Origin of the sequence: Streptomyces sp. NBC_00554, from assembly GCF_041431135.1 — a bacterium.
In the GTDB taxonomy this organism is placed as follows: domain Bacteria; phylum Actinomycetota; class Actinomycetes; order Streptomycetales; family Streptomycetaceae; genus Streptomyces.
In genome coordinates, this window is sequence record NZ_CP107799.1 from 5,090,156 (window position 1) to 5,112,845 (window position 22,690).

The window sequence follows — 22,690 nt, forward strand, 5'->3', positions numbered from 1 at the left end:
GCTCCAGGAACGGGCGGTGTTTCACGTGAAACACCGCTCCTTGCTTTGCGGCTAAGGCGCCGCCCACCGGAGCTCGAAGCGAGCCAACGCGGCAGCCACCGCCGCGTAGAGCACCGCCACGGTGACGACAAGCGAAACCGAGCGTCCGTCGGGAGGCAGTATCAGTGCGGCTACTGCGGCCGCACCGACGAAGGCGACGTTGAACAGGACGTCGTAGACGGAGAAGATTCGGCCGCGGAAGCCGTCGTCGACCGAGGACTGCACGATCGTGTCCGTCGCGATCTTCGCGCCCTGTGTGGTCAGACCCAGGACGAATGCGGCGACCAGCATGGGAGCAGCGGCGAACGGCAGGCCGAGTGCGGGCTCCAGGACGGCGGCAGCGCCGGCGCAGGCGACGATCCAGCCGCCGGGGCCCAGTCGTCCGGCTGCCCAGGGTGTCACCACGGCCGCGGCGAAGAATCCTGCCCCCGAAATACCCAAAGCCAGCCCCAGCAGTGCCAGCCCGTCGTCATCCGAGCCGGACGTCCAGGCGTACCGGCACAGCATCAGCACCATGACGGTCAGGGCGCCGTAGCAGAAGCGCATCACCGTCATCGCCATGAGCGCCCAGGCCGCCTGTCGTCGTGCGGGCTCGGCCAGATGGCGCACGCCCGCCGCGAGGCCGCGCGCGGTGCCGGCGAGGGCCGTGGACAGCCTTGACGGCACCAACTCCCGGTCGGGTCCAAGCAGTTCCGGGGCAAGACGCAGAGAGGCGAGGGCCGAGCACAGATACAGGGCTGCCCCGACGAGGACGACCGCCGCGTCGGAGTCCGAGGCGACCAGCCGGACGACGAAGGCAAGCCCACCGCCCATGGTCGCGGCGAGCGTGCCGGCGGTGGGCGACAGGGAGTTGGCCATCACCAGCCGCTCGGAGTCGACGACGCGGGGCAGCGCGGCCGAAAGGCCGGACAGGACGAAGCGGTTGACCGCGGTGACGCACAGAGCGGAGACGTAGAAGAGCCAGTCGGGGACATGGCTCAGCATCAGGACGGCCGTCACGCACGCCAGTGCCGCCCGCAGCAGGTTGCCGTACAGAAAGACCTGGCGGCGCCGCCAGCGGTCCAGCAGGACGCCCGCGAAGGGGCCGATGAGGGAGTACGGGAGCAGCAGTACCGCCATGGCGGAGGCGATCGAGCCGGCCGAGGTCTGCTTCTCCGGTGAGAAGACGACGTACGTGGCGAGCGCGACCTGGTAGACCCCGTCGGCGCCCTGGGACAGCAGCCGTACGCCGAGCAGACGCCTGAACCCCTGGAAGCGCAGGAGTACGCGCAGGTCACGTACGACAGCCATGGAGCACAGCCTCACATACGAGGAGGGTCCCCGGGCGGAATGCCCGGGGACCCTCAACAGCCATCAACGAGACGGGCTTTAGCGCTCGACCTCGCCCTTGATGAACTTCTCGACGTTGGCGTAGGCCTCGTCGTCGAAGTACTGCACCGGCGGGGACTTCATGAAGTAGCTCGACGCGGAGAGGATCGGGCCGCCGATGCCGCGGTCCTTGGCGATCTTCGCGGCGCGCAGGGCGTCGATGATGACACCCGCGGAGTTCGGGGAGTCCCAGACCTCGAGCTTGTACTCCAGGCTCAGCGGGACGTCGCCGAAGGCGCGGCCCTCGAGGCGGACGTACGCCCACTTGCGGTCGTCCAGCCACTGGACGTAGTCCGACGGGCCGATGTGGACGTTCTTCTCGCCCAGGTCGCGGTCGGGGATCTGCGAGGTGACGGCCTGCGTCTTCGAGATCTTCTTGGACTCGAGGCGGTCGCGCTCCAGCATGTTCTTGAAGTCCATGTTGCCGCCGACGTTGAGCTGCATGGTGCGCTCAAGACGGACACCGCGGTCCTCGAACAGCTTCGCCATCACACGGTGCGTGATGGTGGCGCCGACCTGCGACTTGATGTCGTCGCCGACGATCGGGACGCCCGCCTCGGTGAACTTGTCCGCCCACTCCTTGGTGCCGGCGATGAAGACCGGGAGGGCGTTGACGAAGGCGACCTTGGCGTCGATGGCGCACTGGGCGTAGAACTTCGCCGCGTCCTCGGAACCGACGGGCAGGTAGCAGATGAGGACGTCGACCTGGCGGTCCTTGAGGATCTGGACGACGTCGACCGGCTCCTCGGCGGACTCCTCGATGGTCATGCGGTAGTACTTGCCGAGACCGTCGAGGGTGTGACCGCGCTGGACCGTGACGCCCTTGTTCGGGACGTCGCAGATCTTGATGGTGTTGTTCTCGCTGGCACCGATGGCGTCGGAGAGGTCGAGGCCGACCTTCTTCGCGTCGACGTCGAAGGCGGCGACGAACTCGATGTCACGGACGTGGTACTCGCCGAACTGGACGTGCATCAGGCCGGGCACCTTGGCCGCCGGGTCGGCGTCCTTGTAGTACTCGACGCCCTGCACCAGCGAGGCGGCACAGTTGCCCACGCCGACAATGGCTACGCGAACCGAACCCATTCCGATTGCTCCCTGTATGTACTGGTGAAACCCCGACCGGGTCTCACGTGGTGGTGTCGTCGGACGGATCCGGCCGGGAGCTGTCCCGGTGCCGGGGCAGGCCGCCCGCCTCGCCAGATGTGCTGTCCTGCTGAGCTGAGCCCTCGGAGGCGGAACCCTTGACGTCCCGCCCCGCTCGCTCGCTCTCGATGAGCTCGTTCAGCCAGCGCACTTCGCGCTCCACGGACTCCATTCCGTGGCGCTGGAGCTCAAGCGTGTAGTCGTCGAGGCGCTCCCGGGTGCGCGCCAGAGAGGCGCGCATCTTCTCCAGGCGCTCCTCGAGGCGGCTGCGGCGGCCCTCCAGTACGCGCATGCGTACATCGCGTGACGTCTGCCCGAAGAAAGCGAAGCGAGCCGCGAAGTGCTCGTCCTCGTATGCGTCGGGACCCGTCTGGGAGAGCAGCTCCTCGAAGTGCTCCTTACCTTCCGCCGTCAATCGATAGACGATCTTGGCGCGACGCCCCGCAAGTGGAGCGGCGAGGGCGTCCTCGGGTGTGGCCCCCGGCTCCTCGATCAACCAGCCGTTGGCGACCAGCGTCTTGAGGCAGGGGTAGAGCGTGCCGTAGCTGAAGGCACGGAACACACCCAGTGACGTGTTGAGTCGTTTGCGCAGCTCATAGCCGTGCATCGGAGACTCGCGGAGCAGGCCGAGTACGGCGAACTCGAGGATCCCGGAACGCCGGCTCATGTCGCCTCCTCCCTGTCGCTGTCTCCTCGGCACGGTCTTTATGCCGCGCTGATGTATCGACTCGATACATCGACACGATAGAACGGCCACTCGGATGCGGCAAGAGGGGTCACGGTGAACGGCGTCACATCACCGATTCATACGAAGCAAGTTGCCTGATTTGGGGTGAACTTCGGCCCTAGGCGGGTTTTGACGGTGCGTAGTCTGTGCGGCATGCACACCACGGGGAACCAAGTGACGTCTGAGGACGTCACCGTCCTCGGTGCAGTACGGGTGAATGCGATTACGACCGCATCCGTACTTCGGGGGGACCGGAAACCAGCCGCAGCCGCTTCCAGGCGCGCATGGGTGCGCCTGCCCGAGGAGTAATCGTTCGATGAGCGAGCACCGTCGCAAACTGCCGCAGTCGCAGGAAGGCGGACGTGCCGCGGCCCGACGCGGCCAGTCCGGCTCGACCTCTGGCCGCCGCGGGGCACCGCGCAGCGCCACCGGGTCTCCTTCCGACTCCTATGGGTCGGGGGGTGAAGAGGAGCGCTCGTACGGTGGCCGTGCCGAGGCCCGCCGTGCGGCGCAGAGAAGCAGTGGCGGCAGCCGGCGCAGAGGAGCCGACGGCGCCGGAAACGGCGGCCCCGGAGGCGGAGGCCGACGTGGCGGCCCCGGGGGCCCGAACGGGCCCGGGCGTGGCCGCGGCCGTGCATCCGGGCCCGTGAAGAAGCGCATCATCGACTATCCGCGCGCGGGCAAGTACGGCGCAGCGCGCTGGATTCCGTCCTGGAAGCTGGTCTCGGGGCTGTTCATCGGCTTCTGCGGCAGCCTGGTGGCGGTGGCGGGTGTCGCGTACGCCCTGGTGGGCGTCCCGGACGTCGCCAAGACCGCCGAGGCACAGAACAACGTCTACTACTGGGCCGACGGCAGCCAGATGGTCGCCACAGGTGGTGAGACGAACCGCCAGATCATCAGTTACGCGCAGATCCCCAAGGAGATGCGCTACGCGGTCATGTCGGCCGAGAACAAGACATTCGAGACCGACAGTGGTGTCGACCCGATGGGTATCGCCCGAGCCTTCGTCAACATGGCCAAGGGCGGCCAGACGCAGGGTGGCTCCACCATCACCCAGCAGTTCGTGAAGAACGCGATGCTGGACGACCAGTCGCAGACGGTCTCCCGCAAGTTCAAGGAGCTGTTCGTCTCCATAAAGGTCGGTGCCTCCATGGACAAGGACGACATCATGGCCGGCTACCTGAACTCGGCGTACTACGGACGCAACGCCTACGGCATCCAGGCGGCGGCGCGCGCCTACTTCGACAAGGACGCCACGGACCTGAACGCGAGCGAGTGCGCCTTCCTGGCGGCGATGCTCAAGGGCGCCACGTACTACGACCCCGCGGGTGCCGTGTCGATCGACCCGTCCGCCACTCCCAAGGCCAACCGCGCGCGCGCCGAGTACCGGTGGAAGTGGATTCTCGACGAAGAGGTCAAGGACGGGCACCTGACCGCCACCGAGCGGGCCAAGTACAAGACCTTCCCCAAGTACCAGAGTCCGCGGTCGAACGCCCAGCTGAGCGGCCAGATCGGTTACCTCGTCGACCTGGCCAACTCGTACCTCATCAACAACAAGACCGGGATCACTCAGGACCAGCTTCAGCAGGGCGGCTACGAGATCCATACGACCTTCGAGAAGAAGAAGGTCGCCGCGCTCGAAGCTTCCGTGAAGGAAGTCCAGGACAAAAACATCGATCCCAAGAAGCGCCCGGACACGGACACCTACGTCCAGTTCGGCGGGGCCTCCGTGGACCCGGAGAGCGGCGCGATCAAGGCCATCTACGGTGGCGTGGACGCGACCAAGCACTTCACCGACAACGCCGACGCGACTGGTGCCCAGGTCGGTTCGACGTTCAAGCCGTTCGTGCTGGCGGCCGCCATGTCCTGGGGTGTACGAGACAAGGATGGTGACGCGGTCCAGGCGCAGGACGAGCGCACCGTCGTTTCCCCCGACAGTCTCTACAGCGGCAAGAACAAGCTGAAGATCCAGGACTACGACGGCACCGTCTGGACGGACAAGGACGACAAGGAGTGGCTGCAGACGAACGACGGCGGTGAGTCGTACAACGCGCCGAGCTACGACATCGACCTCCGCGAGGCGATGCGCAACTCCGTCAACTCCGCCTACGTCCAGCTGGGCATGGATGTCGGCCTGGACAAGGTCAAGGAGGCCGCCGTGGACGCGGGTGTCCTGGAGTCGAGCCTTGCCAGCGCCAGCTTCCCGTCGTTCTCCCTCGGTACTTCCGACCCGAGTGCCATCCGTATGGCTGGTGCGTACGCCACCTTCGCGGCCAGCGGCAAGCAGAACGATCCGTATTCGGTCGAGAAGGTCACCGACCAGGACGGCACCGTCTTCCAGCACGAGGGCACTGCCAAGGACGCCTTCACCGCGAAGGTCGCCGACAACGTCACCGACGTCCTCAAGACCGTGGTCGAGAAGGGAACCGGTACCGCCGCCCAGCTGACGGGCCGGGACGTGGCCGGTAAGACCGGTACCACCGACGGCAACAAGTCCGCCTGGTTCGTCGGGTACACCCCGCAGCTGTCGACCGCGATCGGCATGTACCGCATGGACGACGACGAGACCAAGAAGGATCGCGAGTTCCTGGAGATGTACGGCACGGGTGGCGAGAAGAAGATCCACGGTGCCTCGTTCCCGGCCCAGATCTGGCACGACTACATGGAGCAGGCGCTCAAGGGTGAGAAGGCGGTGGACTTCCCGGAGCCCGAGGACATCGGTGAGGTCATCAACGACACCCCGAGCCCGAGCGTGACCCCCTCGCCCACCGAGAGCGAGGTGGAGAGCGCGACGCCGACTCCGACGCCCACCCTGACCACGACGTCTCCCACGCCCACGACGAGCGAGACCTGCGGCAACTTCGACTGGAACTGCTCCGAAACCGGTGGGACGGACACCGGCGGGACAGACACCGGCGGCACGGACGGAGGAGTGTCTGCCACGCCATCGGAGTCGACCAGTAGCAGTAACGGGAACAGCAATGGGAACGGCAACGGAGGGCTCTTCGGAGGATCGAGCGGATAGCCGCCTCCGTGTGTGTTTCACGTGAAACACACCGTTTCACGTGAAACGAGGGCCGTCGCACCGACCAGGTGTGGCGGCCCTCGCCGCATTCCTAGGTGCGTACGGCAGGATGTGCGGCATGCCCAGTGCAGAGACGACGCGAGCGAGCGTCCGCGAGCCGGAGCCGGTACGGCCGACCAGGGAAGACGAGGTCGCCGCGACCGGCAGTGAGCTGATCGGCGGTCCCATCGGACGACGGGCCCTTCTCGGGACGTCCTGGTGGACCCCCGTACGGGTCGTCGCACTCGTGGCGATCGGTGTGTTCGCCCTTGGCATGGTGCAGAAGCTGCCGTGCTACGACGGCGCATGGTTCTTCGGGGCCAGCTCCCAGTACACGCACGCGTGCTACTCGGACATCCCGCACCTTTATCAGGGGCGCGGCTTCGCCGACGGCCTTGTGCCGTACTTCGACAGGCTCCCCGGCGACATGGAGTACCTCGAGTACCCGGTGCTGACCGGCGTGTTCATGGAGGTCGCGTCCTGGCTCACTCCGGGCAGCGGCAGCATCCAGGACCAGGAGCAGATCTACTGGATGGTCAACGCCGGGATGCTGATGGTGTGCGCGGCGGTCATCGCCGTATGCACCGCGCGCACCCACCGTAGGCGGCCCTGGGACGGCCTTCTGGTCGCCCTGGCGCCCGCTTTTGCGCTCACGGCCACCATCAACTGGGATCTCCTCGCTGTGGCCCTCCTGGCCGCCGCGATGCTCATGTGGTCGCGAGGCCGTGTTCTGGCGTTCGGTGTGCTCATCGGGCTCGCCACGGCCGCCAAGTTCTATCCGTTCCTGCTGCTCGGACCGCTGTTCCTGCTGTGCTGGCGAGCGGGTAAATGGCGAGAGTTCGGGACCGCGCTGCTCGGCGCGGTCGGAGCCTGGCTCGTCGTGAATCTTCCGGTGATGTATCTCGCGCCGGACGGGTGGGCGAAGTTCTACAGCTTCAGCCAAGAACGGGGCGTCGACTTCGGTTCGATCTTCCTGTTCCTCTCGAACTGGTTGAAGATCACGATCACCGCCGACGCGGCGAACACGTGGGCGCTGATCATGATGCTGCTCGTCTGCGTGGGCCTGACCGCGGTCACGCTCACCGCCCCGCGCCGCCCCCGCTTCGCTCAGCTCGCCTTCCTGATCGTCGCGGCCTTCATCCTCACCAACAAGGTCTACTCACCGCAGTACGTGCTGTGGCTGGTCCCCCTCGCCGCGTTGGCTCGGCCGCGCTGGCGGGACTTCCTGATCTGGCAGGCGTGCGAGGTCGCGTACTTCCTGGGGATCTGGATGTACCTCGCCTACACGACCAGCGGGGACGCTCACAAGGGTCTGCCGACCGAGGGCTACCAAGTCGCCATCGCTGTCCACCTGTTGGGGACGCTGTACCTGTGCGCCGTGGTCGTGCGCGACATCTTCATGCCTGAGCGGGACATGGTGCGCCGAGCCGGTGACGACGATCCGTCGGGTGGGGTGCTGGACGGTGCGGAGGACGTCTTCGTGTTCGGGGCCGCGGCCCATCCGCCGCGGCACGCCGCGCACTTCGAGGGGCCCCAGGTGGAGTGGGGCAGCGGAAGCGCGACCGCTGGAGACCGTTCGCCCTGAGCGAACAGGACGCGGGGAAGCCACGCAAAAGGCCGTACACGGACACCGTGTACGGCCTTTTGGCTGGCCCAGAGGATCGCGGCCCCAGGGTCAGCCTTCGACGATGCGGTCGAACTGCGTGGTGGTGTGCCGCAGATGGGCCACGAGTTCGTCGCCGACCTTCGGCTCCGTGGCGTCGGAAGGCACGAAAAGGATGGACACCTGCATGTGCGGGGGTTCCGCGAACCAGCGCTGCTTGCCCGCCCAGACGAACGGGGAAAGGTTCCGGTTGACCGTCGCGAGGCCGGCGCGGGCGACGCCCTTGGCGCGCGGCATGACACCGTGCAGCGCCTTCGGAGCCTCCAGGCCCACACCGTGCGACGTACCGCCCGCGACGACCACCAGCCATCCGTCGGAGGCGGCCTTCTGCTGGCGGTAGCCGAAGCGGTCGCCCTTGGAGACGCGCGTGACGTCCAGGACGGCCCCGCGGTACTCGGTCGCCTCGTGGTCCCCCAGCCACAGCCGCGTGCCGATGCGGGCGCGGAAGCGGGTCTGCGGGAACTGCTGCTGGAGGCGGGCGAGTTCCTCGGCCTTGAGGTGGCTGACGAACATCGTGTGCAGCGGCAGACGGGCAGCACGCAGGCGGTCCATCCAGCCGATGACCTCCTCGACGGCGTCCGAGCCGTCGGTGCGGTCCAGCGGCAGGTGGATGGCGAAGCCCTCCAGCCGGACGTTCTCTATGGCGGAGTGCAGATGCGGCAGGTCCTGCTCGCTGACTCCGTGCCGCTTCATCGAGGACATCACCTCGATGACGACGCGGGCGCCCACAAGGCCGTACACGCCGTCGATGGACGACACGGAGCGGATCACACGGTCGGGCAGCGGTACCGGCTCCTCGCCTCGCCTGAAAGGCGTCAGGACCAGCAGGTCACCGCCGAACCAGTCCTTGATCCGGGCGGCTTCGTACGTGGTGCCGACGGCGAGGACGTCCGAGCCCAGGCGGGTGGCCTCGTCAGCGAGGCGCTCGTGGCCGAAGCCGTACCCGTTGCCCTTGCAGACGGGGACCAGCCCCGGAAACTGCTCGGACACCTGCTTGTGGTGTGCCCGCCAGCGCGCGGTGTCGACGTAGAGCGTGAGCGCCATGGCCGGTCCCGGAACCTTTCTCGTGGCTGCGGTGTATCAGAGGTATGAAGGGAAATTGTGGCGGCTTCGCCGGACCGACGGAGCGATGCCGGGCCGGGTCAGGGGCACGGCATGCGGATCGGCCCGGGTCAGCGGCGCGACATGTAGATGTCGAGCGCCTTGTGGAGCAGCTTGTTGAGCGGGAAGTCCCATTCGCCGAGGTACTCGGCGGCCTCTCCGCCCGTGCCCACCTTGAACTGGATCAGGCCGAAGAGGTGGTCGGTCTCGTCCAGCGAGTCGGAGATGCCGCGCAGGTCATAAACGGTCGCCCCAAGCGCGTACGAGTCGCGCAGCATGCGCCACTGCATCGCGTTCGAGGGCCGGACCTCCCGCCCGATGTTGTCCGAGGCGCCGTACGAGTACCAGACGTGTCCGCCGACGACCAGCATCGTCGCTGCGGACAGGTTCACGCCGTCGTGCCGGGCGAAGTAGAGCCGCATGCGGTTGGGGTCCTCGGTGTTGAGGGCCGTCCACATGCGCTGGAAGTACGACAGAGGGCGGGGCCGGAAGTGATCGCGGACGGCCGTGATCTCGTACAGCCGCTGCCACTCCTCCAGGTCCTGGTAACCGCCCTGGACGACCTCGACGCCCGCCTTCTCGGCCTTCTTGATGTTGCGGCGCCACAGCTGGTTGAAGTTCTTGTGGACCTCTTCCAGGGAGCGGTTGGCGAGCGGCACCTGGAAGACATACCGCGGTTGCACGTCGCCGAAGCCGGCGCCGCCGTCCTCACCCTGCTGCCAGCCCATGCGGCGCAGTTTGTCGGCGACCTCGAAGGCGCGCGGTTCGATGAAGTCGGCCTCGATGTCGCGCAGTCGCTTCACGTCCGGGTTCTGGATGCCGCCCTTGATGGACGCGGCCTCCCAGCGCCGGATGATCACCGGCGGGCCCATCTTCACGGAGAAGGCACCCTGCTGCTTGAGATGCGCGAGCATCGGCTGCAGCCAGTCGCCGAGGTTCGGGGCGAACCAGTTGATGACCGGACCCTCGGGCAGGTAGGCGAGATAACGCTTGATCTTGGGCAGCTGGCGGTACAGCACAAGGCCCGCCCCGACCATCTCGCCGGTCCTGTCGTCGAACCACCCGAGGCTCTCGGAGCGCCACTCCGCCTTGACGTCTGCCCAGGCCGGGACCTGCATGTGGCTGGCCGCGGGCAGACTCTGGATGTACGCCAGATGCTGCTCACGGCTGATGGTCCTCAGGGTCAGGCTCATTCGGGGCGCTCCTCGGGCTGGTGTGTCCCCATGGGTACAGGGGCTCCGGCTCTCGCGCCGAAGCCTACTGCGCCCTGTGAGCGCCCCGTCTGGCCGTATGGAACCTGCGCCCTGACCGATACGCGGCCAGGACGTCCTGAGGGCTTGTTCGGCTGTCTGGCGGGCCGTCAGCCGATGACGCCGCCGAAGAGGCCGCCGTGTGCCATGCCAAGGAAGAAGCCGACGGCCGCGGCACCGAGACCCAGGATCAGCCCGAAGCGCTCCCGTGTCGTCTCCGAGATGAACTGTCCGCCGGCGCCGGTGAGGATGCCCAGCAGCCCTGTCCAGGAGCTGATCAGATGCAGGCTGTGGAACTGGGCCGTGATGAAGGCCGTCGCCCCGAGCACCAGGGTCAGCCCGACCAGAGTGTCCTGGAGGGGATGGGGCTTGTGGTCGGTGGCGAGCAGGGAACCGACGGTGTTGGGTCGCAATGTCTGTGCCATAAGGCACCTCCTGCGGAAGGCGGCGCATCGTAGCGCCATACACACCCGATGTGTACAGATTGACGCTCAACCCGGTCGGATTTCAACCGGAAGCCCGTGTGCGGGTACTCTGTACTCTCTGCACCGGTGTCTGCCCAGGCCAAGGCCAGGTCACGACAGGGAATCCCGCTCGGTTCGCCGATGGGAGCCCGATTGTCAGTGGCGGCCGATACCGTTGCGTACGCATCACAACCCTCCTGCCACGGAACGACCGTGGCCGCTGAGTCCAAAGGAGGTGGGTTCCACATGCGTCACTACGAAGTGATGGTCATCCTCGACCCCGATCTCGAAGAGCGCGCTGTCTCTCCGCTGATCGAGAACTTCCTTTCCGTCGTCCGTGAGGGCAACGGAAAGGTCGAGAAGGTCGACACCTGGGGCCGTCGTCGTCTGTCCTACGAGATCAAGAAGAAGCCTGAGGGCATCTACTCGGTCATCGACCTGCAGGCCGAGCCTGCGGTCGTCAAGGAGCTCGACCGACAGATGAACCTGAACGAGTCGGTCCTCCGGACCAAGGTCCTCCGTCCCGAGACCCACTGAGCTTTCCAGCTCAGCTGATCTCGGGCATCGAGTAGCAGTACTAGCAGCCAGCAGCAAACCCGCCGAGAGGTACCCCCATGGCAGGCGAGACCGTCATCACGGTCGTCGGCAATCTTGTCGACGACCCCGAGCTGCGCTTCACCCCTTCCGGTGCGGCGGTCGCGAAGTTCCGTGTCGCGTCCACCCCCCGCACCTTTGACCGTCAGACCAATGAGTGGAAGGACGGCGAAAGCCTGTTCCTGACCTGCTCGGTCTGGCGTCAGGCGGCTGAGAACGTCGCCGAATCGCTCCAGCGAGGCATGCGCGTCATCGTGCAGGGCCGGCTGAAGCAGCGGTCCTACGAGGACCGTGAGGGCGTCAAGCGCACGGTCTACGAACTGGACGTCGAGGAAGTCGGCGCCAGCCTGAAGAACGCCACGGCCAAGGTCACCAAGACCACGGGTCGCGGCGGCCAGGGCGGTTACGGCGGCGGCGGCGGCGGTGGCGGCGGCCAGCAGGGCGGCGGCTGGGGCGGAAGCTCCGGCGGCGGTCAGCCTCAGGGTGGCGGCGCTCCCGCCGAAGACCCCTGGGCGACCAGCGCTCCTGCCGGTGGCAGCCAGGGCGGCGGTGGCGGCGGCTGGGGCGGAAGCTCCGGCGGCGCGACCGGCTCCAGCGGCTCCGGCGGCGGCTACTCGGACGAGCCCCCCTTCTAAGGGGCGGGCTCGCACCCCAACTTCTTGATCACACAGGAGAAACACCATGGCGAAGCCGCCTGTGCGCAAGCCTAAGAAGAAGGTCTGCGCATTCTGCAAGGACAAGGTCACGTACGTGGACTACAAGGACACGAACATGCTGCGGAAGTTCATTTCCGACCGCGGCAAGATCCGTGCCCGCCGCGTGACCGGCAACTGCACGCAGCACCAGCGTGACGTCGCCACGGCTGTGAAGAACAGCCGTGAGATGGCGCTGCTGCCCTACACCTCCACCGCGCGATAAGGGAAGGGTGACTGACATATGAAGATCATCCTCACCCACGAGGTCTCTGGCCTCGGTGCCGCGGGCGACGTCGTTGACGTCAAGGACGGTTACGCTCGCAACTACCTGATCCCGCGGAACTTTGCGATCCGCTGGACCAAGGGCGGCGAGAAGGACGTCGAGCAGATTCGTCGTGCTCGCAAGATCCACGAGATCGCGACCATCGAGCAGGCCAACGAGATCAAGGCCCGCCTCGAAGGCGTGAAGGTCCGTCTGGCCGTTCGCTCCGGCGACGCCGGCCGTCTCTTCGGTTCCGTCACCCCGGCCGACATCGCCTCGGCGATCAAGGCTTCCGGTGGCCCCGAGGTCGACAAGCGCCGCATCGAGCTGGGCGCGCCGATCAAGACCCTGGGCGCCCACGCGACGTCCGTGCGTCTGCACCCCGAGGTTGCCGCCAAGGTCAACATCGAGGTCGTCGCGGCCTGACCGCTGCGCTCGGCATAGCTGAGAGAAGGGCCGCACCCCAACGGGGTGCGGCCCTTCTTCGTTCCGTGAGAGCGCGGTTTGGTTTCGCTCAGATGCGACGCCTCTTGGTTTCACGTGAAACGAGGGCGCCGTCGCGCTGGCGGACGTTTCACGTGAAACGTTCAGCGCGTGGCGCCCGTGACGATCCAGCGCCCCGAGCGGGAACGCAGCCACAAGGTCATCATCCGGAGTGTCATCATCAGCGTCATCGCTCCCCAGAGCGCGGTCAGGCCGCCACCGAGTACGGGTACGAGCAGTGCCACGGGAGCGAAGACCAGCAGCGTGAGCAGCATTGCCCACGCAAGATACGGCCCGTCCCCCGCGCCCATCAGGACTCCGTCCAGTACGAAGACGATCCCGCTGATGGGCTGGGACACGGCGACCAGCAGCAGGGCGGGCAGTGCCGTGTTCTGGACGACCGAGTCGCTGGTGAACAGGGGGAGGAACAGGGGGCGGGCGGCGATGACCAACAAGCCGAGTACGACTCCCGCAGCGATTCCCCACTGGACCATGCGGCGGCAGGCCTCGCGGGCGCCCTGGGCGTCGCCTGCTCCGAGATAGCGTCCGATGATGGCCTGTCCGGCGATGGCGATCGCGTCGAGTGCGAAGGCGAGCAGACTCCACAGCGACAGGATGATCTGGTGAGCGGCTATGTCGGCGTCTCCGAGACGCGCGGCCACCGCGGTGGCGATCATGAGAATCGCCCGTAGCGACAGCGTGCGCACGAGCAGGGGTGCACCGGCCTGGGCACAGGCCCGTATCCCGGCGGAGTCGGGCCGCAGTGAGGCGCCGTGCTTACGGGCGCCGCGGATGACGACGTACAGATAGGCAGCGGCCATACCGCACTGGGCGATGACGGTGCCCCAGGCCGAGCCTGCGATGCCGAGGCCGGCACCGTACACAAGACCGACGTTGAGGGCGCCGTTGGCGACGAAGCCCCCGACGGCGACGTACAGCGGGGTCTTTGTGTCCTGCAGACCACGCAGGACGCCGGTGGCGGCGAGCACGACGAGCATGGCCGGGATACCGAGCGACGAGATGCGCAGATAGGTGATGGCGTACGGGGCGGCGGTGTCGGAGGCGCCGAAGAGTTCCATCAGGGCGGGTGCCGTGGGCAGGGCGACGGCGATGACGGCTGCGCCGATCAGCAGAGCGAGCCAGATGCCGTCCATGCCTTGGCGGATCGCGGCGCGCAGATCGCCTGCGCCGACGCGGCGGGCGACGGCGGCCGTGGTGGCGTAGGCGAGGAAGACGAAGACGCCGACGGCCGTCATGAGGAGGGCTGAGGCGATGCCTAGGCCGGCCAGTTGCGCGGTGCCGAGATGGCCGACGATCGCGGTGTCGGCCATCAGGAAGAGTGGCTCGGCGACGAGTGAGCCGAAGGCCGGAACAGCCAGCGCGACGATCTCTCGGTCGTGCCGACGCCGGGCGGCCTTGGACGCCGCGGGAGCCTGTGTCATGAGCACCAATCTAATCTTCCACAGGTAAGAGATGCAATCTCGAAATGACCCTTACTTGTCTGCTGGTGCGGCGCGCCGTCGTACGCCGTTTGCAACGATCTTGGTCCGACCGGGAAAGTTTTTCTTCTGCACAGCCGGTGGACGGGAAAGTGGCAGGTCAGGGCGGGTTCCTTTGGAGAGCTGAGGGCTTGTTCACAGGCCTGTCCACCGGGTCGTGCACAGGTTTTGTGGGGTTCTCCACAGCATCCGGGCCGTCGTCCACATGGCCTGTGGATAACCAGATTGGCTGACGGTGCCCGCGGGCCTAACGTGGGGCGGCGCCCACTCTCTCCTCCGTCCTCGGAAACCTCACAAAACCGACGCGTCAGAACCGGAGTTGGGCCTCTTGGTTGTCAGTGCCGTGCCGTAGAAATGAAGGGCACGGCTAGGTCCGCTCAGCGGACGGGAGGAGGTGGCTCGGTGAGTATTTCCGAGCCCTTGGACGACCCGTGGGCGGCCGACAGCGGCCCCAGTGATCGTCTGCCCCCCTCACGCCAGCGCCGAGACGGTGGCCGGAGCCGCGACGAGCAGCACGACCGCGACCGGGACAGCGGTTCATGGGAAGGCGGAGGTTCGGCCTTCGAGCGCGTACCGCCGCAGGACCTGGACGCCGAGCAGTCGGTTCTCGGCGGCATGCTCCTCTCCAAGGACGCCATCGCCGATGTCGTGGAGGTTCTCAAGGGCCACGACTTCTACCGCCCGGCGCACGAAACGATCTTCCAGGCGATCCTCGACCTGTATGCGAAGGGTGAGCCCGCCGACCCCATCACGGTCGCGGCCGAGCTCACCAAACGGGGTGAGATCACCAAGGTCGGTGGCGCACCGTATCTGCACACCCTGGTGCAGACGGTCCCGACCGCGGCGAACGCCGAGTACTACGCGGAGATCGTGCACGAGCGCGCGGTCCTGCGCCGCCTGGTCGAGGCGGGGACACGCATCACACAGATGGGATACGCGGCGGACGGCGACGTCGATGAGATCGTCAACAGCGCCCAGGCCGAGATCTATGCGGTCACCGAGCAGCGCACCACCGAGGACTATCTGCCGCTCGGCGACATCATGGAGGGCGCGCTCGACGAGATCGAGGCGATCGGGTCCCGGTCGGGGGAGATGACCGGGGTGCCGACCGGCTTCACAGACCTCGACTCGCTCACCAACGGTCTTCACCCGGGCCAGATGATCATCATCGCCGCCCGTCCCGCCATGGGTAAGTCGACGCTGGCCCTGGACTTCGCGCGGGCCTGCTCGATCAAGCACAACATGCCCAGCGTGATCTTCTCGCTCGAAATGGGCCGCAACGAGATCGCGATGCGTCTGCTGTCGGCCGAGGCGCGTGTGGCCCTGCACCACATGAGGTCCGGCACGATGACCGACGAGGACTGGACCCGGCTCGCACGCCGTATGCCGGACGTCTCCGCCGCCCCGCTCTACATCGACGACTCGCCGAACCTGTCGATGATGGAGATCCGCGCCAAGTGCCGACGCCTCAAGCAGCGCGCCGATCTGAAGCTCGTGGTCATCGACTATCTGCAGCTGATGCAGTCGGGCGGCAAGAGATCCGAGAGCCGCCAGCAGGAGGTCTCCGACATGTCGCGAAACCTGAAGCTGCTGGCCAAGGAGCTGGAGCTGCCGGTGATCGCACTGTCTCAGCTCAACCGTGGCCCCGAGCAGCGCACTGACAAGAAGCCCATGGTCTCCGACCTGCGCGAGTCCGGATCGATCGAGCAGGACGCGGACATGGTGATCCTGCTGCACCGTGAGGACGCGTACGAGAAGGAGTCACCGCGCGCCGGCGAGGCGGACATCATCGTGGGCAAGCACCGTAACGGCCCGACGGCCACGATCACGGTGGCCTTCCAGGGCCACTACTCGCGCTTCGTGGACATGGCGCAGACCTGATCCGACCCCTCGTCGACCTGGCTCAACCTGGTTCCGATACCTCGCTGGGTCTCGGAGCGTCGGATAAATGTGCTCGACGTGCGATGCCGGGCCGGGTGGACTGGGGGCATGACGACACCTCAGGAAGAGTTGCTTCCCGCCACGCGCCGGGCTCTGCTGCACCGTATCGCCGTCGCTCAGGCCGAAGGACGGGCGCCGTCGCTGGTCGCTTCGGTGGTCCGAGCCGGAGAGACGGTCTGGACCGGAGCGCGGACCTCGGTGGACGGGCATGGGCCGGACGAGAACGTGCAGTACCGGATCGGTTCCATCACCAAGACCTTCACCGCCGTACTGGTGCTGAGGCTGCGTGACGAGGGAGTGCTGGATCTCGGCGACCCCCTGGAGAAGCATCTGCCGGGCACCGGCGCGGGGGAGGCCACCATTGCCGAACTGCTCGCGCACACGGCGGGGTTGGCCGCCGAGTCGCCCGCTCCCTGGTGGGAGCGCACGCCTGGCTCACTGCGCCCCGAACTGGCCGACGTGCTGGGCGAGCGGCCCTTCCGGCATCCGGTCGGGCGACGGCACCACTACTCGAACCCCGGTTACACGCTGCTGGGAGCGCTGGTCGAGGAACTGCGGGGCGCCCCCTGGGAAGAGGTGCTGCGGCGGGAGGTGCTCGAGCCGCTCGGACTCAGCCGTACCAGCGGGCGACCGGTGGCGCCGCACGCGGGCGGGTGGGCCGTCCATCCCTGGGCGGACGTGATGTTGCCGGAGCCGGCTGAGGACCTTGGCCGTATGGCGCCTGCCGGACAACTCTGGTCCACCACTGGGGATTTGGCGCGCTTCGCGGTCTTCCTCGTCCAGGGTGACGACCGGGTGCTGAGTGCGGAGTCCGTACGGGAGATGCGGACGCCCGCCGCGCCGCCCGAGACGGCGGACCTGGCCGCAGGTTCCGCGTACGGCCTGGGTATGCAGATCGTGCATCGTGACGGACGGACCCTTGCCGGACATTCCGGTTCCCTGCCGGGCTTCCTCGCCAGTTTGATGTTCGGGGTGGAGGACGACGTGGCGGCGGTGGTGCTGGCCAACTGCACCTCGGGACTGCCCGTGTTGACCATTGCCACAGACCTTGTACGGATCGTGGCGGAGGCCGAACCCCGGATCCCTGAGCCCTGGCGTCCGCTGCCCGAAGTGGACCGGGCTGTACTGGAGTTGGCGGGACAGTGGTACTGGGGGACTTACGCCTTCGGGCTGCGGCTGGTGGCCGACGGGGGTGTTTCGCTCGAGCCGTTGACCGGCATGGGTCGGGGCGCACACTTCCGGGCGAACGGCGACGGTACCTGGACGGGACTCGACGGCTACTACGCCGGAGAGCTTCTACGGGCCCTTCGGCGCCCTGACGGCTCCCTGAGCCACCTCGACCTCGGGTCGTTCACCTTCACGCGTCAGCCGTACGACGAGGGGGCTCCTGTGCCGGGTGGGGTGGACCCCGACGGCTGGCGAGGGTTCCGGTAGGGGCGGTCGCGACGAGAGGGGGTCTGTTTCACGTGAAACAGACCCCCTCTCGCGTATACCGGAGCCTCAGAGCGGCAGTTTGAAGCCCACGTGTGAGGCGGTGAAGCCGAGTCGCTCGTAGAAGCGGTGTGCGTCGGTACGCGTGACGTCGGAGGTCAGCTGGACCAACTGGCAGTCCTGGCGCCGGGATTCGTCGATCGCCCACTCGATGAGCCGGGTGCCGAGGCCGCCGCCACGTTCGTCGGCGTGGACGCGTACGCCTTCGATGATCGAGCGGGTCGCTCCCTTGCGGGACAGTCCGGGAATCACCGTGAGCTGAAGCGTGCCGACGACGCGGCCGCTGCGCACCGCGACGACGACGTGCTGGTTCGCGTCGCCGCTGAGGCGTGCCAGGGCGGCGAGATACGGGGTGAGGTCGTCCGGTGACTCCCGCTCGGCGCCCAGCGGGTCGTCCGCGAGCATCGCGACGATGGCGGGGACGTCGTCCGAGACGGCAGCTCGTATTTCAAGATCTCCCATGCCTGCACTCTACGAGCGCGGGCTCACTGACTCCGCACCGCCTACGCGGGCACGCTCGCCGATTCCACGACCCTGACCAGTGGGGCCAGCTCGGGGTTCCTGGCCGCCTCGTCGAGCGCCTCGCGCAAGGCGGCGTCATTGGTGGGCCGCGCCTCTTCGAGGAGCGTGAGGCCTGCCTCGCTGACGTTCGTGTAGATGCCACGGCGATCGGTCGGGCACAGGTAGCGCGCGAGCAGGCCGCGGTCCTCGAGCCGGGTGACGAGCCGGGTGGTGGCGCTCTGACTCAGAACGACCGCATCCGCGACCTGCTTCATCTGCAGATGACCGCCGTCGCCGTCGTGCTGCCGGCTGAGCACGTCGAGCAGGGAGTACTCCCGCACGCTCAGGCCGTGCTTGACCTGCAGGGCGCGCTCGATGTGGGCCTCGATCCTCCCGTGCAGCAGGGAGAGAGCGCACCAGCCCTGTGCGAGGGCGGTGAGCGCGGGGTCCGTGGCTGTCATGGCGTTTTCCTCCGTCCCGGAGCGGCTGAAACCCAGGATAGAGCACAAGCGCAATAGCCCGCTGTTGCGTATAGCCCGCGTCTGCAACTATTGTTGGCGCACGTAAAGCGCTCCTGCAATCGTCTGGGAAGGTGTACCCCACCATGCCTCTCGCGCTTCTGGCCCTCGCGATCGGGGCCTTCGGAATCGGAACCACCGAGTTCGTGATCATGGGTGTACTGCCCGAGGTCGCCGGTGACTTCGGTGTCTCCATCCCCACCGCCGGACTGCTGGTGACCGGCTACGCCCTCGGCGTGGTGATCGGTGCCCCGATCATGACCGCGCTCGGCACCAAGGTGCCCCGCAAGCGGATGCTGATGCTGCTGATGGGGCTGTTCGTGCTCGGCAACCTGCTCTCCGCCGTCGCCCCGGCCTTCGGGCTGATGCTGGTGGGCCGCGTGGTCGCCTCCCTCGCCCACGGTGCGTTCTTCGGCATCGGCTCAGTGGTTGCCGCCGAACTGGTCGCCCCGGAGAAGAAGGCCGGTGCGATCGCCATGATGTTCAGCGGTCTGACCGTCGCCAACGTGGTCGGCGTTCCGCTGGGCACGATGATCGGGCAGTCCGCCGGCTGGCGCGTCACCTTCGCGGGCGTCGCAGCACTTGGCGTGATCGGGCTCCTGGGCATCGCCAAGCTGGTCCCCGAACTGCCGAAGCCCGAAGGCGTGCGCCTCCGTCACGAGCTGGCCGCCTTCAAGAACGTCCAGGTCCTGCTGGCCATGGCGATGACGGTGCTTGGGTTCGGCGGCGTCTTCGCGGCCATCACCTACATCGCGCCGATGATGACGCACGTCGCGGGCTTCGCCGACGGTTCCGTCACCTGGCTGCTGGTCCTCTTCGGCCTCGGCATGGTCGGCGGGAACCTGATCGGCGGCAAGTTCGCGGACCGGGCTCTGATGCCGATGCTGTACGTGTCCCTGGGCGGACTCGCCGTGGTGCTCGCCCTGTTCACCGTCACCGCACACAACAAGATCCTCGCGGCCGTCACGATCGCGCTGATCGGAGCCCTTGGGTTCGCCACCGTGCCGCCGCTGCAGAAGCGCGTCCTCGACCAGGCGCACGGCGCCCCCACGCTGGCCTCGGCCGTCAACATCGGCGCCTTCAACCTCGGCAACGCTCTTTCGGCCTGGCTCGGCGGCATCGTCATCGCCGCGGGCCTGGGCTACACCGCCCCCAACTGGGTCGGCGCCGTCCTCGCCGCGAGCGCGCTCGTCCTCGCGGTCCTCTCGGCCGCCCTGGAGCGCCGCGCTAGCGCCCGCAGCACCGTCATCGCCGGCGGCGCGCGCGCCGAACAGCGGACCGCCATCCACCACTGACCGGGTCGAGCCCGGGCGCGGGGCCAGGGCCGTCCCCGCGCCCTCTCGACTCAGAACCACCCGGTTCGACTCAGCACCCGCTACAAGGAGAAACACCCTCATGAGCACCACCACTGCCGTCGCCCCGCTGACCATCGAGGACGCCGAGATTCTCGTCACCGCGGCCCGCCGTGCCGCCGAAGCCGCCGGAGTCCGGGTCAGCGTCACCGTCCTCGACGCGGGCGGTCACCTGCTGGCCTTCCGCCGCGACGACCGGGCCGTGCTGATCTCCGGCGAGACCAGCACCCGCAAGGCCTACACGGCGCTCCATCTGGACTCCGCCACCGCGGACCTCGTCGAGTTGGTCCAGCCCGGCGGCATCTTCCACACCCTGCCCACCGCCCTGGACCGTCCGCTCCTGTTCATCGCGGGCGGCGTACCGGTCCACCGCGACGGCCGCCTGATCGGCGCGATCGGGGTCGGCGGCGGTGCGCCGGACCAGGACCACGGCTTCGCCGCAGCCGCAGTCGAGGCGCTCGCCTGATCGCGCCTCAACGCAGAAGCGCCGGTCCCCGACATCTCCGGGGGACCGGCGCTTTCCCTATCGGCTTCCAGGCCGCCGACCGCTAACCGGCAGCCACCGTCAGGGGAGCGAACCGTCGTGTCCAGTCCCCGGGCAGCTCCGAGATCCCGTACGCCATCACCGCGTTGAAGCCGGCGGACGCGAGACCCTGCTCCTTCACCCAGGACAGCAGTTCTTCGTGCCGTACGTCGATGTCGGTGCGCAGGGGACGGTCGGTGTGCGCGGCCAGCGAGGCGATGAGCGCCTTCGCCGTCTCCGTGTCACGGGCGATCAGCGGGCCCACGACGTGGTTGTCCATGTTGGGCCAGGCGGCCGCGTATCCGCTGATCCGGTCGCCGTCCTCGGCGACGCGCAGCTGGTCGGAGAAGGCGGGCAGCCGAGTGATCACATGAGTGCGGTCACATCCGAAGACCTCCTCGTCGAGCCGGAGGATCGCGCTCAGGTCCTCGGCCGTGGCCGGGCGTGTGAAGACCTTGGGCTTCGGCCCGCCGGCCGTGAAGTGCCCGCGGACCATCTCGGCCCGGCCGATGGTCTTGAAGCCCATCCCCTCGTAGAGCGGACGGCCGTACGGGGTCGCGTGCAGCGTCAGTGGAGTGGTGGCCATTTCCTCGACGACATGCCGCATCAGCCGCCGGCCGACTCCCCGGCGGGCGTGCCGTTCGGCGACGAGCACCATGCCGATTGCGCTCAGATCGGGGCGCTCCCGCGGTCCGTAGTCGGTCACGACGCAGGCGGTGACAAGACCGCCGTCGGGGTCGTCGATGCCATATCCCGTTCCGGCCGTGAGGAGGAGGCGCCACTTGTGTTCCTCACGGGGCCAGCCCCGGTCCTCGGACAAGTCGGCGCAGGCGGTGAGATCGCGAGGCGTCAGACGACGGATGGGCAGAGCGGCGAGGGAAGGTGTCGACACGCAGGTCAGGCTGTCCGACCCGCACCCGTGACGTCCACTTGTTTGCGGGTAGACGTACGCGCTTTTGGCCATGCCGTACCCAACCGCACAGCGTATGGACAGATGTTTCACGTGAAACAGCGGGGGATCCGCAGACGCTCGCCTCGGTGGGGAGAGGGCGGTACGACTAGCCTCGGCGGACATGGCGCGACTTCATCTTTTCGACCTCGACGGAACCCTGCTGTACGGAAGTTCCGCACCGGTGGAGATCTCACGGCAGCTCGGGCTGGAGGCCGAGACCGTGGCGCTCGATCAGGAGATCTCCGCGGGGCGCATAGGCCCTCCCGAGTACGCGGCGCGCGTGCACGCTCTGTGGACGGAGCTCACGGACGTACATGTGACCGCGGCCTTCGAGAGCGCGCCGTGGTTGTCCGGCATCGAGGACGTCTGGGCGGAGATCCGGGGTGACGGCGACTACTGCGCCGTCATCTCGCTGTCGCCCTCCTTCTTCGTGGAACGGCTTACAGCCTGGGGAGCGCATGCGGCGTACGGCTCGCGCTTCCCCGACGTGCCCTTTACTCAGCCGGTGGATCCGGCGGGGATTCTCAGTGCTGCGGCCAAAGTGCAGATCGCGGACCGGCTCTGTGAAGAATTCGGGGTGAGCCGGGCCGACTGTGTGGCCTATGGCGACTCACTGTCGGACAGGGATCTGTTCGGCGCCGTACCGGTATCCGTGGCGGTCAACGCGGATCTCCATCTGACGGGGCTGGCCACCCACTCCTATGTGGGTCTGGATCTGTGGGATGCCTATGAATTGGTCCGTCGCGTCGGTAATTGAGGCAATTGATGCTCTGTCCCCGTCAATTCGCGCTGAAGGAAGCGGGGACTTGTGCCCGGGGCGGCTGCCGGTATGGTCGAGTCCGGTTCGCGTCCGCCGTGATGTACGCATGTCACGTGGCGGCACGAACGCAGGCCAATGCAGCCTAACGGGACGGAGAGATCGAAGACCCGCATTTTCCGTTATGCGGCCGGGCGTTGGCTCGGGATGGGACTCTGCGGTGAGAGCACTGCGGTCAATGTCACATTCTCGCCTACTTGTCCGTACGGAGCGGGAATCCGGGTTCAATGTGGCCGCATTGAC

21 protein-coding genes are annotated in these 22,690 nt (G+C 67.4%); 11 read left to right on the plus strand and 10 right to left on the minus strand.

Annotated features, from left to right (window positions below; translation table 11 throughout):
• Positions 1-51 precede the first annotated feature (51 nt).
• From OG266_RS22305 to OG266_RS22315, 3 genes are all read right to left on the minus strand, one after another.
• Positions 52-1,329, minus strand: a complete 1,278-nt coding sequence (locus OG266_RS22305; RefSeq protein WP_371548011.1) for an MFS transporter — start codon at positions 1,327-1,329, stop codon at positions 52-54.
• A 78-nt stretch (positions 1,330-1,407) separates the two neighbouring features.
• Positions 1,408-2,490: an inositol-3-phosphate synthase gene (locus tag OG266_RS22310; RefSeq protein WP_266458438.1), complete on the minus strand. Its 1,083-nt coding sequence runs from the start codon at positions 2,488-2,490 to the stop codon at positions 1,408-1,410.
• 43 nt (positions 2,491-2,533) lie between these two features.
• Positions 2,534-3,217 carry a PadR family transcriptional regulator gene (locus OG266_RS22315; protein WP_326721955.1) on the minus strand — a complete coding sequence of 228 codons (684 nt, stop codon included), beginning with the start codon at positions 3,215-3,217 and terminating at the stop codon, positions 2,534-2,536.
• 376 nt (positions 3,218-3,593) lie between these two features.
• Here OG266_RS22315 and OG266_RS22320 point away from each other — a divergent pair, with 376 nt between their 5' ends.
• Together OG266_RS22320 and OG266_RS22325 are read left to right on the plus strand one after the other, a co-directional pair.
• A complete protein-coding gene (locus OG266_RS22320) occupies positions 3,594-6,302 on the plus strand; it encodes a transglycosylase domain-containing protein (RefSeq protein ID WP_371548014.1) in 2,709 nt (902 codons plus the stop codon).
• 118 nt (positions 6,303-6,420) lie between these two features.
• On the plus strand, positions 6,421-7,926 hold the full coding sequence (locus tag OG266_RS22325; RefSeq protein ID WP_371548015.1) for a glycosyltransferase family 87 protein: 1,506 nt from the start codon (positions 6,421-6,423) through the stop codon (positions 7,924-7,926).
• A gap of 90 nt (positions 7,927-8,016) precedes the next feature.
• Here the strand turns inward: OG266_RS22325 and OG266_RS22330 are convergent, their stop codons facing one another.
• From OG266_RS22330 to OG266_RS22340, 3 genes are all read right to left on the minus strand, one after another.
• A complete protein-coding gene (locus tag OG266_RS22330) occupies positions 8,017-9,048 on the minus strand; it encodes an alanine racemase (RefSeq protein WP_266458449.1) in 1,032 nt (343 codons plus the stop codon).
• A 128-nt stretch (positions 9,049-9,176) separates the two neighbouring features.
• The gene (femX, locus tag OG266_RS22335) at positions 9,177-10,298 is read right to left on the minus strand and encodes a peptidoglycan bridge formation glycyltransferase FemX (protein ID WP_266458452.1); all 1,122 of its coding nucleotides are present in this window, start codon (positions 10,296-10,298) and stop codon (positions 9,177-9,179) included.
• A 167-nt stretch (positions 10,299-10,465) separates the two neighbouring features.
• The gene (locus OG266_RS22340) at positions 10,466-10,780 is read right to left on the minus strand and encodes a hypothetical protein (RefSeq protein ID WP_266458455.1); all 315 of its coding nucleotides are present in this window, start codon (positions 10,778-10,780) and stop codon (positions 10,466-10,468) included.
• 285 nt (positions 10,781-11,065) lie between these two features.
• Between OG266_RS22340 and rpsF the strand changes: the two genes are divergently transcribed.
• The 4 genes from rpsF (at position 11,066) to rplI (ending at position 12,796) form a co-directional block, all read left to right on the plus strand.
• Positions 11,066-11,356, plus strand: a complete 291-nt coding sequence (gene rpsF, locus OG266_RS22345; RefSeq protein ID WP_006604399.1) for a 30S ribosomal protein S6 — start codon at positions 11,066-11,068, stop codon at positions 11,354-11,356.
• 77 nt (positions 11,357-11,433) lie between these two features.
• Positions 11,434-12,048 carry a single-stranded DNA-binding protein gene (locus tag OG266_RS22350; protein WP_371548017.1) on the plus strand — a complete coding sequence of 205 codons (615 nt, stop codon included), beginning with the start codon at positions 11,434-11,436 and terminating at the stop codon, positions 12,046-12,048.
• 46 nt (positions 12,049-12,094) lie between these two features.
• Entirely contained in the window at positions 12,095-12,331 is a 237-nt protein-coding gene (gene rpsR, locus OG266_RS22355; protein ID WP_003949403.1) for a 30S ribosomal protein S18, read from the plus strand.
• Between the two features lie 18 nt (positions 12,332-12,349).
• Positions 12,350-12,796, plus strand: a complete 447-nt coding sequence (gene rplI / locus OG266_RS22360; protein ID WP_266458477.1) for a 50S ribosomal protein L9 — start codon at positions 12,350-12,352, stop codon at positions 12,794-12,796.
• A 161-nt stretch (positions 12,797-12,957) separates the two neighbouring features.
• Here rplI and OG266_RS22365 read toward each other — a convergent pair whose 3' ends face one another.
• Complete coding sequence (locus OG266_RS22365; RefSeq protein ID WP_371548019.1) at positions 12,958-14,295, minus strand: MATE family efflux transporter; 1,338 nt, start codon at positions 14,293-14,295, stop codon at positions 12,958-12,960.
• A 459-nt stretch (positions 14,296-14,754) separates the two neighbouring features.
• Here OG266_RS22365 and dnaB point away from each other — a divergent pair, with 459 nt between their 5' ends.
• Complete coding sequence (gene dnaB / locus OG266_RS22370) at positions 14,755-16,233, plus strand: replicative DNA helicase (protein ID WP_266458483.1); 1,479 nt, start codon at positions 14,755-14,757, stop codon at positions 16,231-16,233.
• Positions 16,234-16,341: 108 nt separating this feature from the next.
• Positions 16,342-17,727 (plus strand): serine hydrolase domain-containing protein, encoded by a 1,386-nt coding sequence (locus tag OG266_RS22375; RefSeq protein ID WP_371548022.1) that lies wholly within the window; start codon positions 16,342-16,344, stop codon positions 17,725-17,727.
• Between the two features lie 66 nt (positions 17,728-17,793).
• Here OG266_RS22375 and OG266_RS22380 read toward each other — a convergent pair whose 3' ends face one another.
• Together OG266_RS22380 and OG266_RS22385 are read right to left on the minus strand one after the other, a co-directional pair.
• Entirely contained in the window at positions 17,794-18,246 is a 453-nt protein-coding gene (locus tag OG266_RS22380; RefSeq protein WP_266458488.1) for a GNAT family N-acetyltransferase, read from the minus strand.
• A gap of 41 nt (positions 18,247-18,287) precedes the next feature.
• Positions 18,288-18,746 carry a MarR family winged helix-turn-helix transcriptional regulator gene (locus OG266_RS22385; RefSeq protein WP_371548023.1) on the minus strand — a complete coding sequence of 153 codons (459 nt, stop codon included), beginning with the start codon at positions 18,744-18,746 and terminating at the stop codon, positions 18,288-18,290.
• 143 nt (positions 18,747-18,889) lie between these two features.
• Between OG266_RS22385 and OG266_RS22390 the strand changes: the two genes are divergently transcribed.
• Together OG266_RS22390 and OG266_RS22395 are read left to right on the plus strand one after the other, a co-directional pair.
• The gene (locus tag OG266_RS22390; RefSeq protein ID WP_371548025.1) at positions 18,890-20,098 is read left to right on the plus strand and encodes an MFS transporter; all 1,209 of its coding nucleotides are present in this window, start codon (positions 18,890-18,892) and stop codon (positions 20,096-20,098) included.
• 100 nt (positions 20,099-20,198) lie between these two features.
• Positions 20,199-20,621: a heme-binding protein gene (locus OG266_RS22395; RefSeq protein ID WP_371548027.1), complete on the plus strand. Its 423-nt coding sequence runs from the start codon at positions 20,199-20,201 to the stop codon at positions 20,619-20,621.
• Between the two features lie 82 nt (positions 20,622-20,703).
• On the opposite strand, the gene OG266_RS22400 is transcribed toward OG266_RS22395, so the two are convergent.
• The gene (locus OG266_RS22400; RefSeq protein WP_266458500.1) at positions 20,704-21,570 is read right to left on the minus strand and encodes a GNAT family N-acetyltransferase; all 867 of its coding nucleotides are present in this window, start codon (positions 21,568-21,570) and stop codon (positions 20,704-20,706) included.
• Between the two features lie 181 nt (positions 21,571-21,751).
• Between OG266_RS22400 and OG266_RS22405 the strand changes: the two genes are divergently transcribed.
• On the plus strand, positions 21,752-22,387 hold the full coding sequence (locus OG266_RS22405; protein ID WP_371548029.1) for an HAD family hydrolase: 636 nt from the start codon (positions 21,752-21,754) through the stop codon (positions 22,385-22,387).
• The last annotated feature ends 303 nt before the right edge of the window (positions 22,388-22,690 follow it).

What these genes read in the sequence shown, in the direction of transcription:
- OG266_RS22305 (WP_371548011.1), bottom strand. Translation starts at nt 1,329, where the DNA reads ATGGCTGTCGTACGTGACCTGCGCGTACTCCTGCGCTTCCAGGGGTTC.
- OG266_RS22310 (WP_266458438.1), bottom strand. Translation starts at nt 2,490, where the DNA reads ATGGGTTCGGTTCGCGTAGCCATTGTCGGCGTGGGCAACTGTGCCGCC.
- OG266_RS22315 (WP_326721955.1), bottom strand. Translation starts at nt 3,217, where the DNA reads ATGAGCCGGCGTTCCGGGATCCTCGAGTTCGCCGTACTCGGCCTGCTC.
- OG266_RS22320 (WP_371548014.1), top strand. Translation starts at nt 3,594, where the DNA reads ATGAGCGAGCACCGTCGCAAACTGCCGCAGTCGCAGGAAGGCGGACGT.
- OG266_RS22325 (WP_371548015.1), top strand. Translation starts at nt 6,421, where the DNA reads ATGCCCAGTGCAGAGACGACGCGAGCGAGCGTCCGCGAGCCGGAGCCG.
- OG266_RS22330 (WP_266458449.1), bottom strand. Translation starts at nt 9,048, where the DNA reads ATGGCGCTCACGCTCTACGTCGACACCGCGCGCTGGCGGGCACACCAC.
- femX (WP_266458452.1), bottom strand. Translation starts at nt 10,298, where the DNA reads ATGAGCCTGACCCTGAGGACCATCAGCCGTGAGCAGCATCTGGCGTAC.
- OG266_RS22340 (WP_266458455.1), bottom strand. Translation starts at nt 10,780, where the DNA reads ATGGCACAGACATTGCGACCCAACACCGTCGGTTCCCTGCTCGCCACC.
- rpsF (WP_006604399.1), top strand. Translation starts at nt 11,066, where the DNA reads ATGCGTCACTACGAAGTGATGGTCATCCTCGACCCCGATCTCGAAGAG.
- OG266_RS22350 (WP_371548017.1), top strand. Translation starts at nt 11,434, where the DNA reads ATGGCAGGCGAGACCGTCATCACGGTCGTCGGCAATCTTGTCGACGAC.
- rpsR (WP_003949403.1), top strand. Translation starts at nt 12,095, where the DNA reads ATGGCGAAGCCGCCTGTGCGCAAGCCTAAGAAGAAGGTCTGCGCATTC.
- rplI (WP_266458477.1), top strand. Translation starts at nt 12,350, where the DNA reads ATGAAGATCATCCTCACCCACGAGGTCTCTGGCCTCGGTGCCGCGGGC.
- OG266_RS22365 (WP_371548019.1), bottom strand. Translation starts at nt 14,295, where the DNA reads ATGACACAGGCTCCCGCGGCGTCCAAGGCCGCCCGGCGTCGGCACGAC.
- OG266_RS22375 (WP_371548022.1), top strand. Translation starts at nt 16,342, where the DNA reads ATGACGACACCTCAGGAAGAGTTGCTTCCCGCCACGCGCCGGGCTCTG.
- OG266_RS22380 (WP_266458488.1), bottom strand. Translation starts at nt 18,246, where the DNA reads ATGGGAGATCTTGAAATACGAGCTGCCGTCTCGGACGACGTCCCCGCC.
- OG266_RS22385 (WP_371548023.1), bottom strand. Translation starts at nt 18,746, where the DNA reads ATGACAGCCACGGACCCCGCGCTCACCGCCCTCGCACAGGGCTGGTGC.
- OG266_RS22390 (WP_371548025.1), top strand. Translation starts at nt 18,890, where the DNA reads ATGCCTCTCGCGCTTCTGGCCCTCGCGATCGGGGCCTTCGGAATCGGA.
- OG266_RS22395 (WP_371548027.1), top strand. Translation starts at nt 20,199, where the DNA reads ATGAGCACCACCACTGCCGTCGCCCCGCTGACCATCGAGGACGCCGAG.
- OG266_RS22405 (WP_371548029.1), top strand. Translation starts at nt 21,752, where the DNA reads ATGGCGCGACTTCATCTTTTCGACCTCGACGGAACCCTGCTGTACGGA.